General features: G+C 63.1%; 13 protein-coding genes. 7 read left to right on the top strand and 6 right to left on the bottom strand.

Going from position 1 to position 13,616, the window contains the following annotated elements; all coding sequences use genetic code 11:
- Position 1: 1 nt before the first annotated feature.
- From mazG to cysM, 4 genes are all read right to left on the bottom strand, one after another.
- The gene (gene mazG / locus AB4O09_RS08645) at positions 2 to 835 is read right to left on the bottom strand and encodes a nucleoside triphosphate pyrophosphohydrolase (protein WP_003204669.1); all 834 of its coding nucleotides are present in this window, start codon (positions 833 to 835) and stop codon (positions 2 to 4) included.
- A gap of 132 nt (positions 836 to 967) precedes the next feature.
- A complete protein-coding gene (relA, locus tag AB4O09_RS08640) occupies positions 968 to 3,214 on the bottom strand; it encodes a GTP diphosphokinase (protein WP_003204671.1) in 2,247 nt (748 codons plus the stop codon).
- 100 nt (positions 3,215 to 3,314) lie between these two features.
- Positions 3,315 to 4,685, bottom strand: a complete 1,371-nt coding sequence (rlmD, locus tag AB4O09_RS08635) for a 23S rRNA (uracil(1939)-C(5))-methyltransferase RlmD (RefSeq protein WP_013694067.1) — start codon at positions 4,683 to 4,685, stop codon at positions 3,315 to 3,317.
- Positions 4,685 to 5,587 carry a cysteine synthase CysM gene (gene cysM, locus AB4O09_RS08630; RefSeq protein ID WP_460108096.1) on the bottom strand — a complete coding sequence of 301 codons (903 nt, stop codon included), beginning with the start codon at positions 5,585 to 5,587 and terminating at the stop codon, positions 4,685 to 4,687. The genes rlmD and cysM overlap by 1 nt, the downstream gene beginning before the upstream one ends.
- 275 nt (positions 5,588 to 5,862) lie before the next feature.
- Between cysM and AB4O09_RS08625 the strand changes: the two genes are divergently transcribed.
- The 4 genes from AB4O09_RS08625 (at position 5,863) to AB4O09_RS08610 (ending at position 10,726) form a co-directional block, all read left to right on the top strand.
- Entirely contained in the window at positions 5,863 to 8,613 is a 2,751-nt protein-coding gene (locus tag AB4O09_RS08625; protein ID WP_013694068.1) for a response regulator, read from the top strand.
- Between the two features lie 88 nt (positions 8,614 to 8,701).
- Positions 8,702 to 9,691, top strand: a complete 990-nt coding sequence (locus tag AB4O09_RS08620) for a 2-hydroxyacid dehydrogenase (RefSeq protein ID WP_013694069.1) — start codon at positions 8,702 to 8,704, stop codon at positions 9,689 to 9,691.
- 196 nt (positions 9,692 to 9,887) lie between these two features.
- The gene (locus AB4O09_RS08615) at positions 9,888 to 10,322 is read left to right on the top strand and encodes a hypothetical protein (RefSeq protein WP_003204688.1); all 435 of its coding nucleotides are present in this window, start codon (positions 9,888 to 9,890) and stop codon (positions 10,320 to 10,322) included.
- Positions 10,322 to 10,726, top strand: a complete 405-nt coding sequence (locus AB4O09_RS08610) for an META domain-containing protein (RefSeq protein WP_003204689.1) — start codon at positions 10,322 to 10,324, stop codon at positions 10,724 to 10,726. The genes AB4O09_RS08615 and AB4O09_RS08610 overlap by 1 nt, the downstream gene beginning before the upstream one ends.
- A gap of 124 nt (positions 10,727 to 10,850) precedes the next feature.
- Here the strand turns inward: AB4O09_RS08610 and AB4O09_RS08605 are convergent, their stop codons facing one another.
- Positions 10,851 to 11,318, bottom strand: coding sequence for a TlpA disulfide reductase family protein (locus AB4O09_RS08605; protein WP_003204690.1), 468 nt, complete (start codon positions 11,316 to 11,318; stop codon positions 10,851 to 10,853).
- A 114-nt stretch (positions 11,319 to 11,432) separates the two neighbouring features.
- On the opposite strand from AB4O09_RS08605, the gene arsC reads away from it, so the two are divergent.
- Genes arsC through AB4O09_RS08590 form a run of 3 tightly spaced genes read left to right on the top strand, consistent with a single transcriptional unit; the run spans position 11,433 to position 12,806 of the window.
- Positions 11,433 to 11,786 (top strand): arsenate reductase (glutaredoxin), encoded by a 354-nt coding sequence (arsC, locus tag AB4O09_RS08600; RefSeq protein ID WP_003204694.1) that lies wholly within the window; start codon positions 11,433 to 11,435, stop codon positions 11,784 to 11,786.
- A complete protein-coding gene (gene wrbA / locus AB4O09_RS08595; protein WP_003204695.1) occupies positions 11,783 to 12,388 on the top strand; it encodes an NAD(P)H:quinone oxidoreductase in 606 nt (201 codons plus the stop codon). The genes arsC and wrbA overlap by 4 nt, the downstream gene beginning before the upstream one ends.
- Complete coding sequence (locus tag AB4O09_RS08590; protein ID WP_003204696.1) at positions 12,381 to 12,806, top strand: DUF2069 domain-containing protein; 426 nt, start codon at positions 12,381 to 12,383, stop codon at positions 12,804 to 12,806. The genes wrbA and AB4O09_RS08590 overlap by 8 nt, the downstream gene beginning before the upstream one ends.
- Before the next feature lie 98 nt (positions 12,807 to 12,904).
- Here the strand turns inward: AB4O09_RS08590 and AB4O09_RS08585 are convergent, their stop codons facing one another.
- The gene (locus AB4O09_RS08585; RefSeq protein WP_003204697.1) at positions 12,905 to 13,579 is read right to left on the bottom strand and encodes a DNA-3-methyladenine glycosylase I; all 675 of its coding nucleotides are present in this window, start codon (positions 13,577 to 13,579) and stop codon (positions 12,905 to 12,907) included.
- Positions 13,580 to 13,616: the final 37 nt, after the last annotated feature.

Raw genomic sequence — 13,616 nt, 5'->3', positions numbered from 1 at the left:
CTCAGCCACAGCTGGGCAAATTCTTTTCCTGACGTTTGGCTTCGCCCCACAAGGCGTCCAACTCTTCGAGGGTGCAATCTTCCATGGGACGGTGGGTGTCGCGCAATGCCTGTTCGATAAATCGGAACCGCCGCTCGAACTTTCCGTTGGCGCCACGCAGGGCGGTTTCCGGGTCCACTTTCAAGTGACGAGCCAGGTTAACCACACTGAACAGCAGATCGCCGATCTCATCGCTGATGGCCACCGGATCGTTGTCGGCCATGGCTTCGAGCACTTCGTCCAGTTCCTCCCGCACCTTGTCGAGCACCGGCAACGGGCCTGGCCAGTCGAAACCGACCTGAGCCGCACGCTTTTGCAGCTTCGCTGAACGGGACAACGCCGGCAGCGCTCCCGGCACGTCGTCGAGCAATGACAACTGCTCGGGTGCCGTGGCTTTCTCGGCCCGTTCCTCTGCCTTGATTTCTTCCCAGCGCTGCTTGACCTGTTCTTCGCTCAGGCGCGGGATATCCACGGGCGCATACAGGTCACCGGTAGGAAACACATGGGGATGGCGACGGATCAGCTTGCGGGTGATGCTGTCGACCACACCGGCAAATTCGAAGCGGTTTTCTTCCCGGGCCAGTTGGCTGTAATACACCACCTGGAACAACAGGTCGCCCAACTCGCCCTGCAAGTGATCGAAATCGCCGCGCTCGATGGCATCGGCCACTTCGTAGGCTTCTTCCAGGGTATGAGGGACGACGGTCGCGTAGGTTTGCTGGATGTCCCACGGGCAGCCGTACTGCGGGTCCCGCAGGCGGTTCATCAGGTGGAGCAGGTCTTCAAGGCTGTACATCAATCCATCCCATCACAAATCACCCTATGGGAAATAATCCAATGGAAGCAAGTCAATAGGAGTGAACCTGTGGGAGCAAAGCTTGCTCCCACAGACTTTGCTCCCACAGGCTCCCACATTTGCGGACTGCGCTTAACCTGGCGTCCGGTTGCGCCGGGTCTCGATGATGTTCGGCAACTGGGAAATCCGCCCCAGCAACCGCCCCAGCGCATCCAGCCCCGGAATCTCGATGGTCAGGGACATCAGCGCGGTGTTGTCTTCCTTGTTCGAACGGGTGTTGACCGCCAACACGTTGATCCGCTCGTTCAGCAACACCTGAGACACGTCACGCAACAGACCTGATCGGTCGTAGGCGCGGATGACGATGTCCACCGGATAGGTGAGCACCGGCACCGGGCCCCAACTGACCTGGATGATCCGCTCCGGCTCGCGACCGGCCAGTTGCAGCACCGAGGCACAGTCCTGGCGGTGAATGCTCACGCCACGGCCCTGGGTGATGTAGCCGACGATCGCATCCCCCGGCAGTGGCTGGCAGCAGCCCGCCATCTGGGTCATCAGGTTGCCCACGCCCTGGATCTGGATATCGCCGCGCTTGCCCGGCTTGTAGCCGGTAGCCTTGCGCGGAATCAGCTCCAGTTGCTCGTTGCCCCGCTCCGGCTCCACCAGTTGCTGGGCCAGGTTGACCAACTGCGCCAGGCGCAGATCGCCGGCACCGAGGGCGGCGAACATGTCCTCGGCGGTTTTCATATTGGCTTTTTCGGCCAGCTTGTCGAAATCCACCTGCGGCAGGCCCAGGCGACCGAGTTCACGCTCGAGCAGGGTCTTTCCGGCGGCGACGTTCTGGTCGCGAGCCTGCAACTTGAACCAGTGGACGATTTTCGCCCGCGCCCGCGAGGTGGTGATGTAGCCCAGGTTCGGGTTCAGCCAGTCGCGGCTCGGCGTACCGTGCTTGCTGGTGATGATCTCGACCTGCTCACCGGTCTGCAGGCTGTAGTTGAGCGGCACGATCCGCCCGTTGATCTTGGCGCCACGGCAGTTGTGGCCGATCTCGGTGTGAACCCGGTAGGCGAAGTCCAGTGGCGTCGCGCCCTTGGGCAGGTCGATGGCGTGGCCGTCGGGGGTGAAGATATAGACCCGGTCCGGCTCGATATCGACCCGCAGCTGTTCGGCCAGGCCACCAATGTCACCCAGCTCCTCATGCCACTCGAGCACCTGACGCAGCCAGGAGATTTTCTCTTCATAGTGATTGGACCCGGACTTGACGTCGGTGCCCTTGTATTTCCAGTGGGCGCAGACGCCCAGCTCGGCCTCCTCGTGCATGGCGTGGGTGCGGATCTGCACTTCCAGCACCTTGCCCTCGGGGCCGATCACTGCAGTGTGTAGCGAGCGATAGCCGTTTTCCTTGGGATTGGCGATGTAGTCGTCGAACTCCTTCGGAATGTGCCGCCACAAGGTATGGACGATCCCCAGCGCGGTGTAGCAGTCGCGCATTTCCGGGACCAGGACGCGAACGGCGCGAACGTCGTAGATCTGGCTGAATTCCAGGCCTTTGCGCTGCATTTTTCGCCAGATCGAGTAGATGTGCTTGGCCCGGCCACTGATGTCGGCTACCACGCCGGTGGCCTGCAGTTCTTCTCGCAACTGGGTCATCACATCGGTGATGAAGCGCTCGCGATCCAGGCGCCGCTCATGCAGCAGCTTGGCGATCTGCTTGTACTGATCGGGCTCCAGGTAGCGGAAGGACAGGTCCTCCAGCTCCCACTTGATGTGACCGATGCCGAGACGGTGGGCCAGGGGTGCATAGATGTCGAACACCTCCCGGGCGACGCGATTGCGTTTTTCGTCATCGGCGGACTTCACGGCGCGGATCGCACAGGTGCGTTCGGCCAGCTTGATCAGCGCGACACGCACGTCGTCGACCATCGCCACCAACATCTTGCGCAGGTTTTCCACCTGGCCCTGGGTGCCCAGCACCATGGACTGGCGCGGGCTGAGGCTGGCACTGATGGCCGCCATGCGCAGCACGCCGTCGATCAGCTTGGCCACCACCGTGCCGAAGCGCTGGCTGACCACCGGTAGCTGGATCTGCCCTTCGCGCACGCCGCGGTACAGCACCGCCGCCACCAGCGAATCCTGGTCGAGCTTGAGGTCAGCGAGAATTTCGGCGATCTCCAGGCCCGTCTGGAAACTCGAGGTGCCTTCGGACCACAGGTTCTTCGCCGCGTTATGTTGCTGCTCCGCCTCACGAGCGAACTCGCAGGCGGCCTTCAAGGCTTCGCGATCCAGAGCCATGTCGACGCTGACCGCATGATCGAGCCAAGCCTCGAGATTGATACTGCCGTCGGTGTTGATCGGCTGGTGTGCTCTCACCTGTACCATCTTTACTTACCTTCCCTACGACGCAGATTCAATGCGTCAACTTCGCTGACCTTCATGCCCGTGTTTGCGCCCAGGGCTGTGGCGAGTTGGCACGAACGGGTCAGTCGGACAAGCCATCCTGGCTCGCTTCAAATAACGCCATGGCCTCGACATGCGCCGTTTGAGGAAACATATCGAGAATCCCGGCACGTTTTAACCGGTAGCCCTGCTTGATCAGTTCGACCGTATCCCGGGCCAAAGTTGCCGGGTTGCACGAAACATAAACCAACCGTTTGGCACCCAGGGACGACAGCTTGCGCACCACCTCGAAAGCACCGTCACGGGGTGGGTCCAAGAGTACCGCAGAAAAGCCCTCGCCGATCCATTCGGCATCAGCCAGAGGCTGGGATAAATCGGCCTGAAAAAAGGCAGTGTTATTCAAATTGTTGCTGACGGCATTGGCCGCCGCACGCTCCACCATGGTCTGCACGCCTTCGACGGCCACTACCTGGCGCACGCTTTTGGCCAGCGGCAAGGCAAAGTTGCCCAGGCCGCAGAACAGATCCAGCACCCGCTCCTCGGCTTGCGGCGCCAGCCATTGCAGGGCCTGGGCGATCATCGCCTCGTTGACCCCGGCGTTTACCTGGATGAAATCCCCCGGCCGGTAAGCCAGCTCGAGGTCCCAGGCATCCAGGCGAAACCCAAGGGCCTGCCCAGGCTCCACCGGTTGCGGCTCACCTTCACCGTGCAGCCACAACTGGGCTTCATGGAACGCACAGAAGTCCTTGAGGATCGTCAGGTCGGCCTCCGACAGCGGCGCCATGTGGCGCAGCAATACCGCGAGGGACGAACCGGCGAACAACTCCACATGCCCCAGCGCCTGGGGTTTGCTCAAGCGACGCAGCATTTCCGGCAGACGGCTCATGATCGGCTGCAAGGGCTGTACCAGCACCGGGCAATCACCGATGGCAACGATGTCCTGGCTGCCGACGGCGCGGAAACCGACTTCGAGTTTTTTCGCTTTCTGGTCCCAGCGCACCGCCACCCGGGCGCGACGCCGGTAACCGAATTCCGGTCCGCTCAGGGGCGCGGCCCATTCCTCTGGCACCACCCCAGCCACCCGAGACAACTGCTCGGCGAGCATGCGCTGTTTCAGGGCGAGTTGTTCGTCATGGGGCAAATGTTGGACGCTGCATCCGCCACAACGACCGGCATGGATGCACGGCGCCGCACGACGCAGTTCACTGGGCAGGAACACCCGCTCGGTGCGTGCCTCGACCACTTTGCCATGGGCACCGAGCACCCGCGCCTCGACTTCTTCGCCGGCCAGGGCGCCGATGACAAACCAGGTGCGCCCCTCGACAAAGGCGATGCCCCGGCCATCGTTGGCCAGGCGTTCGATGGTCAAACGCTGCTTTTTACCGGTGGGCACTTGCGGGGCCCGGCTTCCGCCGCTGGGTTGGAAGCGCAAGCCTCTTTCTTGCTTGGCCATCAGTTGGGCGCGTCGAAAATGCCGGTCGACAGGTAACGGTCGCCACGGTCGCAGATGATCGCGACGATCACCGCATTTTCAACTTCCTTGGACAGACGCAGCATCCCCGCCACGGCACCGCCCGAAGACACGCCACAGAAAATGCCTTCTTCGCGAGCCAGGCGACGGGTCACGTCCTCGGCTTCGCTCTGGGCCATGTCGATGATGCGGTCCACGCGCTCGGCCTGGTAGATCTTCGGCAGATATTCCTCCGGCCAGCGACGAATGCCTGGAATGGCCGAACCTTCCATCGGTTGCAGGCCGATGATCTGCACGTTCGGGTTCTGTTCTTTCAGATAGCGCGAGGTGCCCATGATGGTGCCGGTGGTGCCCATCGAGCTGACGAAATGGGTGATGGTGCCGTCGGTCTGGCGCCAGATCTCAGGGCCGGTGGTGGTGTAGTGGGCCTCGGGATTGTCGCCGTTGGCGAACTGGTTCAGCACCTTGCCACGACCCTCGGCCTGCATGCGCTCGGCCAGGTCCCGGGCACCCTCCATGCCCTCCTCCTGAGTCACCAGGATCAACTCGGCACCGTAGGCCGTCATCGCCGCCTTGCGCTCGGCGCTGGAGTTGTCGGGCATGATCAGGATCATCTTGTAGCCCTTGATCGCCGCTGCCATCGCCAGGGCAATACCGGTGTTGCCGGAGGTCGCCTCGATCAGCGTGTCGCCGGGCTGGATCTGCCCGCGCAATTCGCCACGGGTGATCATCGACAGCGCCGGCCGGTCCTTGACCGAACCCGCCGGGTTATTCCCTTCGAGCTTGAGCAAAAGCGTATTGGTGGTCACGCCGGGCAAGCGTTGCAAACGGACCAGCGGAGTGTTGCCGACGCAATCGGCGATGGTTGGGTACTGCAGAGTCATGGCGTATTCGCAATCCGGACTGCGGGGGCGCCTATCATACCGGCAAACCTGGCCAGGCCATATCACGCAAAGTAAGGGGGTTATGGCTTATGGGAATAAGCGAGGCGAAAGCCGAGCACGCGCTTAGCTTTCCCTCGATGGCTATCCCATGGACCGCGCCCCCATCGCCTTGTGAATTTTACGAAGATCGCCCGCCCGCAAATCGCTACACTGCGCAGGTAATGCGTGCCGGATGCGCGCACCGCTCAATCAGACGCTGGATGCAGGAGACAAGTGTGCTCAAGAAACTGGGAATCAAAGGCCGCGTGCTGTTGCTGACCCTGTTGCCAACCAGCCTGATGGCGCTGGTCCTGGGCGGCTATTTCACCTGGATGCAGCAATCGGACCTGCACGCCCAGTTGTTGCAACGTGGCGAGATGATCGCCGAACAACTTGCGCCACTGGTCGCCCCAGCCATGAGCCGCCAGGACACCGATCTGCTGGAGCGCATCGCCACCCAGTCCCTCGAACAGGCGGACGTGCGCGCCGTAACCTTTCTCGCCCCCGACCGCATACCACTGGCCCACGCTGGCCCGACCATGCTCAACCGGGCACCGGAGGGCAACAGCACGCAGCTACTGCAACGCACTGGCAACGACGCCACGCGCTACCTGCTGCCGGTATTCGGCAAGCACCGCAACCTGGCGGGCGAACTGATTCCCGAAGAAGCCGACCGCCTGTTGGGCTGGGTCGAGTTGGAGTTGTCCCACAGCGGCATGTTGCTGCGTGGCTATCGCAGCCTGTTCGCCAGCCTGCTGCTGATCGCCGCCGGCCTGTGCCTGACCGGGTTGCTGGCCCTGCGCATGGGCCGCACGATCAACCGTCCACTGAGCCAGATCAAGCAGGCCGTGGCGCAACTCAAGGACGGTCACCTGGAAACCCGCCTGCCGCCGCTGGGCAGCCAGGAGCTGGACGAACTGGCCTCGGGCATCAACCGCATGGCCAGTACCTTGCAGAACGCCCAGGAAGAATTGCAGCACAGCATCGACCAGGCCACCGAAGACGTGCGCCAGAACCTGGAAACCATCGAGATCCAGAACATCGAGCTGGACCTGGCCCGCAAGGAAGCCCTGGAAGCGAGCCGGATCAAATCCGAGTTCCTGGCGAACATGAGCCATGAAATCCGCACACCGCTCAACGGCATCCTCGGTTTTACCCACCTGTTGCAGAAAAGCGAACTGACCCCGCGCCAGCTCGACTACCTGGGCACCATCGAGAAATCCGCCGACAGCCTGCTGGGGATCATCAACGAGATCCTCGACTTTTCGAAGATCGAGGCCGGCAAGTTGGTGCTCGACAGCATTCCGTTCAACCTGCGCGACCTGCTGCAGGACACCCTGACCATCCTCGCCCCCGCCGCCCATGCCAAGCAGTTGGAACTGGTGAGCCTGGTCTACCGGGACACGCCGCTGTCGCTGGTGGGCGATCCGCTGCGCCTCAAGCAGATCCTGACCAACCTGGTGAGCAACGCCATCAAGTTCACCCGCGAGGGCACCATCGTCGCCCGGGCCATGCTCGAAGACGAACACGAAGACAGCGTGCAGTTGCGCATCAGCATCCAGGACACGGGTATCGGCCTGTCCAACCAGGATGTGCGAGCGCTGTTCCAGGCGTTCAGCCAGGCTGACAACTCACTGTCGCGGCAACCGGGGGGCACCGGGTTGGGCCTGGTGATTTCCAAGCGCCTGGTGGAACAGATGGGCGGGGAGATCGGCGTCGACAGCACACCGGGCGAAGGCTCGGAGTTCTGGATCAGCCTGCGCCTGCCCAAGACCCGCGACGATGCCGAGGACCTGCCCGGCCCGCCGTTGCTGGGCCGGCGCGTGGCGGTGCTGGAGAATCACGAACTGGCCCGTCAGGCCTTGCAGCACCAGCTCGAAGACTGCGGCCTGCAAGTGACGCCGTTCAACACCCTGGAAAGCCTGACCAACGGCATCACCGTCGCCCACCAGACCGATCAGGCGATCGACCTGGCCGTGCTGGGCATCACCAGCAACGACATGCCACCGGAGCGCCTCAACCAACACATCTGGGACCTTGAGCACCTGGGCTGCAAAGTACTCGTGCTGTGCCCCACCACCGAACAGACCCTGTACCACCTCTCGGTGCCCAACCCTCACAGCCAGCTCCAGGCCAAGCCGGCCTGCACCCGCAAGTTGCGCCGCGCGCTTTCCGACCTGGTCAACCCGCGCCCGACCCGCAGCGAACCCCACGAGCCGGTTTCCAGCCGCGCCCCGAAAGTTCTGTGCGTGGACGACAACCCGGCCAACCTGCTGCTGGTGCAGACCCTGCTCGAAGACATGGGCGCCAAGGTGCTGGCCGTGGAAAGCGGCTATGCGGCGGTCAAGGCCGTGCAGAAGGAAACCTTCGACCTGGTCTTGATGGACGTGCAGATGCCCGGCATGGACGGTCGCCAGAGCACCGAGGCGATCCGCCAGTGGGAAAGCGAGCGGCACTGCACGCCGCTGCCGATCGTCGCCCTCACCGCCCACGCCATGGCCAACGAAAAGCGTGCCCTGCTGCAAAGCGGCATGGACGACTACCTGACCAAACCCATCAGCGAGCGGCAACTGGCCCAGGTGGTGCTCAAATGGACTGGCCTGGCCCTGCGCAACCAGTCACCGGAGCGCAGCGGCGATGCCCAGGGCGGCAGCGAACTGCTGGTGCTCGATCACGAAGAAGGCCTGCGCCTGGCCGCCGGCAAGGCCGACCTGGCGGCGGACATGCTGGCGATGCTGCTGGCGTCCCTGGAAGCCGACCGCGAAGCGATCCGCCAGGCCAGCGAGGCCAACGATCACAACGCACTGATCGAACGCGTCCACCGCCTGCACGGCGCCACCCGCTACTGCGGCGTACCGCAATTGCGGGCGGCCTGCCAGCGCAGCGAAACCCTGCTCAAGCAACAGGATCCCAAGGCCACCGCCGCCCTGGAAGAATTGGAGCGGGCCATCAACCGCCTGGCCAGCGAGGCCCGTATCAGCGCCTGATCCAGGGCAAGATCCAGGGAACCGGAATCGCTGAAAATCCACGTTCCGACAGCTCCTACGGGCTTGTTTTTTCTGCCAGGAGGCCGCCATGCGCGTGATTTTTTTCAGCAGCCAGACCTACGACCGCGACAGTTTCACCAAGGCTCCGACGCCCGCGGGTCTTCAATTGCAATTCCAGCCCGCCCGTCTGAACCTCGACACCGTGGCCCTGGCCGAACGGCATGAAGTGGTGTGCGCCTTCATCAACGATGACCTCAGCGCCCCGGTGCTGGAGCGGCTGGCCGAAGGCGGCACGCGGCTGATCGCCCTGCGCTCGGCCGGCTACAACCACGTCGACCTGCTCGCCGCCCAGCGCCTGGGCTTGAGCATCGTCCGGGTGCCGGCCTACTCGCCCCATGCCGTGGCCGAACATGCCGTGGCGTTGATCATGGCCCTCAATCGCTGCCTGCACCGCGCCTACAACCGCACCCGAGACGGCAATTTCAGCCTCCATGGGCTGACCGGGTTCGACCTGGTGGGCAAGACCGTCGGGGTGATCGGCACCGGGCAGATCGGCGCGACGTTCGCACGGATCATGGCCGGCTTCGGCTGCCAGTTGCTGGCCTATGACCCCTACCCCAACCCGCAGGTCGAAGCCTTGGGCGCCCGCTACCTGCCCTTGGCCGAGCTGCTCGCGCAGGCGCAGATCATCAGCCTGCATTGCCCGCTCAATAAACAAAGCCGACACCTGATCAACGCCCGATCGCTTGCTGCGATGCAACGCGGCGCCATGCTGATCAATACCGGCCGCGGCGGCCTGGTGGACACACCGGCCTTGATCGAGGCGTTGAAAAGCGGCCAGTTGGGCTACCTGGGCCTGGATGTGTACGAGGAAGAAGCCCAGCTGTTTTTCAAGGACCGCTCCGACCTGCCCTTGCAGGACGACGTGCTGGCCCGGCTGTTGACCTTCCCCAACGTGATCGTCACCGCCCACCAGGCGTTCCTGACCCATGAGGCCTTGGCGGCGATTGCCATGACCACCCTGGACAACATCGCCGCCTGGGCCGCCGGCACGCCGCAAAACCTGGTAGACAGCTAACCCTTGAGCCGGCACAAACCCTGTGGGAGCGAGCTTGCTCGCGATAGCGGTGTGTCAGTCAACATCGATACTGACTGATCCGCCGCCTTCGCGAGCAAGCTCGCTCCCACAGGGATGGAGTTTCGTCGGTCAGATCCCTTATGGATCATCCAAAGCCATGCCCCGTGCTAGCATGTCGCGCCTATTTGGAGGACCCATGGCCGAACACGATTTCCGCTACACCCTGATGAACCCTCAGCACACCTTGACCGAAGTCCGCGCGCTGGCGCCGGGCCGCTACCAGGTCACGGGCAATGGCGGTTCGATCCAGGCCAACGATGTGTTGCTCGTCACGCTCAAGGGCAGCAAGGACTTGTCCATGCGCCTGACCGTGGACACCGTGCGGCACCTGCTCAAGCCCATGGGCCAATGGACGGCCATGACCACCGGCCCGGTGTTCGGCGAACTGGCGATCCACACCTGGCAGGTCAACTGCGACAGCTGCGCCAAGGAACTGAGCTTCGAATTCGCCGTGGATGCCAAGCTCGGCGTCAAGGCCGAAAAACCGGCCGCCACCGCGCGAATCGCCGAACTGGGCTGGACCACCGTGGGTGAAAAACACCTATGCCCGAAATGCCAGGAAGCCGCCTGATGAAACGTTTGGCCCTGTCCGCGTTGATCGGCATGAGCCTGATGGGCTGTGCCGCTGAACCTGTGCAGCTGCAACATAACCGCAGCTACATCCTGGAGTGGATCGGTGAGCGGCCATTGATGGACTACAGCCACCTGACCATCACCCTTGGGGATGACGGTCGCGCCTATGGCAACGGCGGCTGCAACCACTGGTTCGCGCCCTACACCCTGGAAGGCCACCGCTTGAGCTTCGGCAAGATCGGCAGCACACGCAAACTCTGCGCCCCGGCGGTGATGGAGCAAGAAACGCGCTTCTTGCAGGCCCTGGAAAAGGTCGAGCGCTGGGACATCTCACCCATCGAGCAAATACGCTTCTGGCCAGCCCAGGGCAAGCCGCTGCGTTGGTGGCTGGAAGAGGGCTGAGCTCCGGCCCCACTTGATCGTTCCCATGCTCCGCGTGGGAACGCCTCTGGGGACGCTCCGCGTTCCGCTTTTGGGACGCAGAGCGTCCCGGGCTGCATTCCCACGCGGAGCATGGGAACGATCATCACTTGAGCGCCTGCAACGCCTCAAGCTTGGCCATCACCCCCGCCGCCGTCTGCTCCCCCAGCAACTGCTCGCGCACCTTGCCCTTGTTATCGATGATGTACGTCACCGGTAGCCCTTCGCTGCGAGGAAGGTCGAAGATCTCGGCCGGATCCCGGGCCAGCACCGTGAAGCGAATCCCCATCTTGTCGCTGGCACTCTTGAGTTCTTCGCCCTGCACCTGGTCGAAGTTGACCCCGAACACACCGACATTGCGGCCCTTGAGCTGTTCGGCCAAGGCATTGAATTCCGGGATTTCGGTACGGCACGGCGCGCACCATTCGGCCCAGTAGTTGAGCACCACCCATTGTTTGTCCAGCCGCTGCGAGGCAATGGCCTGGCCGTTCTGGTCCACGCCGTAGTCGTTCCCGCAGCCGGCGAGCAACAAAATGCCGATGAATGTCAGTGCCGCCGTCAATCGCCTTGCCATGTGCCAATCCTTGTCTGAATGTGAACGCTGCTGCGACCCGTCGCCTCTCTCAGGTGCTAGGGGCTTCGCGGCACAGTAGAATAGCCGCCACCTTACGCAAGATGCGACCCACTCATGACCGATCTGACGCTTTATCACAACCCGCGCTGCTCGAAATCCCGCGGTGCGCTGGAACTGTTGGAGGCCCGTGGCCTGACGCCCACCGTGGTCCGCTACCTGGAAACCCCGCTCGACGCCGCGCAACTGGAACGCCTGCTGGGCAAGCTCGGCATCACCGCCCGGCAATTGCTGCGCACCAGCGAGGACGAGTACAAGGATCTGAACCTGGCCGACGAAAGCCTGAGCCAGGCCCAGTTGATCGCGGCCATCGCCGCCCACCCGAAACTCATGGAACGGCCGATTCTGGAAGCCGGGGAAAAGGCCGTGATCGGCCGTCCGCCGGAGAAGATCCTGGAGATCCTGCCGTGACCACGCCGTACATCCTGGTGTTGTATTACAGCCGCAGCGGCTCCACCAACGAAATGGCCCGGCAGATCGCCCGTGGTGTCGAGCAGGCCGGGCTGGAAGCCAGGTTGCGTACGGTGCCGGCAATTTCTGCCGAGTGCGAAGCGGTTTCGCCGGACATCCCTGAACAAGGCCCGCTCTACGCCAGCCTCGATGACCTGAAGAACTGCGCTGGCCTGGCCTTGGGCAGCCCGACCCGTTTCGGCAACATGGCCGCGCCGCTCAAATACTTTCTCGACGGCACCAGCAACCTGTGGCTGACCGGCGCCCTGGTGGGCAAACCGGCCGGGGTGTTCACCTCCACCGCGAGCCTGCACGGCGGCCAGGAAACCACCCTGCTGTCGATGATGCTGCCGCTGCTGCACCACGGCATGCTGATCACCGGCCTGCCCTACAGCGAATCGGCCCTGATCGACACCCAGGGCGGTGGCACGCCCTACGGCCCGAGCCATCACGCCGGGGCCGACGGCAAAAGCGGCTTGAACGAACATGAGGTCGCCCTGTGCCGCGCCTTGGGTTTGCGCCTGGCGAAAACCGCCCTGTTGCTGGAGAACGGCCGTGGCTAAGAAGCCGAAGATCCTGCCTTCGATCCAATGGCTGGAACCGCGCGTACGCATCGCCCGCATCCTCAGCCTGCTGTGCTTTTTCGGCCTGGTGGGGTTGCTCAGCGCCTACTACCTGCTGATCGCCGACCTGCACGGCGCACGCCCCTGGGTCATTCTGCTGATCGAACTGGTGCCGCTGCTGATACTCGCCCCCGGCATGCTCACCGGCAGCGCCCGCGGACACTCGTGGATGTGCTTCGTGGTGAACCTGTATTTCATCAAGGGTGCGCTGGCGGCCTACGACCCCAACCGACAGTTGTTCGGCGTGCTGGAAATGGTGGCGAGCGTGGCGGTGTTCTGCTCGGCGTTGTTGTATGTGCGGTGGCGGTTTCAGTTGAATCGACGGTTGGCGGGAGAGGGAGAGGTCTCCGTCGCCTGATAGGCCGCCATCGCGAGCAAGCTCGCTCCCACAGGGTTTTGTGAACGCCAAAGATCCAGTGTGGGAGCGAGCTCGCTCGCGATGGGCGCGACGCGGTCTCAATGATTGACGGTATACGCCAGCATCATCGAAATCTGCGACATCGGCCGTCCGCCACTCTGTTCATGCCACTGGTTGAAGGCATTCTGCACCGTCGCCAGGTCCCGCTGGCTGGTGGGGACTTTGTCGATGATCTCCTGGGCATTGAGCGCCGCCACTACGTCATAACTGGGCGTGAAGGTGTCCTTGCCCATCATGCGCAGGAAGCGCGGTGCCGACAGGCCGCCCAACTGATGGCCGTGTTTTTTCAGATAGGTCCACAGGCCGACGATGTCGGTCACTGGCCAGTCGGCGACCAGCGCGCCGAAGCTGCCCTTTTCATGGGCCACGTCCAGGATCAGTTGCGCGTTGCGCGGCACGCTCTTGAGCTTGCCCAGGTGGCGGATGATCCGCGTATCCTGCATCAATCGCTCCAGATGCTCAGCCCCCATCAACACGACTTTTTCCGGGTCGAACTTGAAGAACACTTCCTCGAACGCCGGCCACTTGGCGTCCACCAGGCTGTGCTTGAGCCCGGCGCGGAAGACCCGCAGCGCCATGGTCGAGAGGTAGCGATCGTCGCTGATCTTGCGCAGTTGCGCCGGGGTCTTGGGCACCGGCAGACGGGCTTCCAGTTCAGCCGCCGAACCGAAGCGGTTCAGACAGTACTCGTGCAGCCACTTGTAATCGCGCATGCCCTCTCCTGGGGGTTAGAAATGAAAACGGCGCTTG

The sequence above is a fragment of the Pseudomonas sp. H1_F01 genome (genome assembly GCF_054681425.1).
This window is presented reverse-complemented; position numbering and strand designations above follow the sequence as displayed.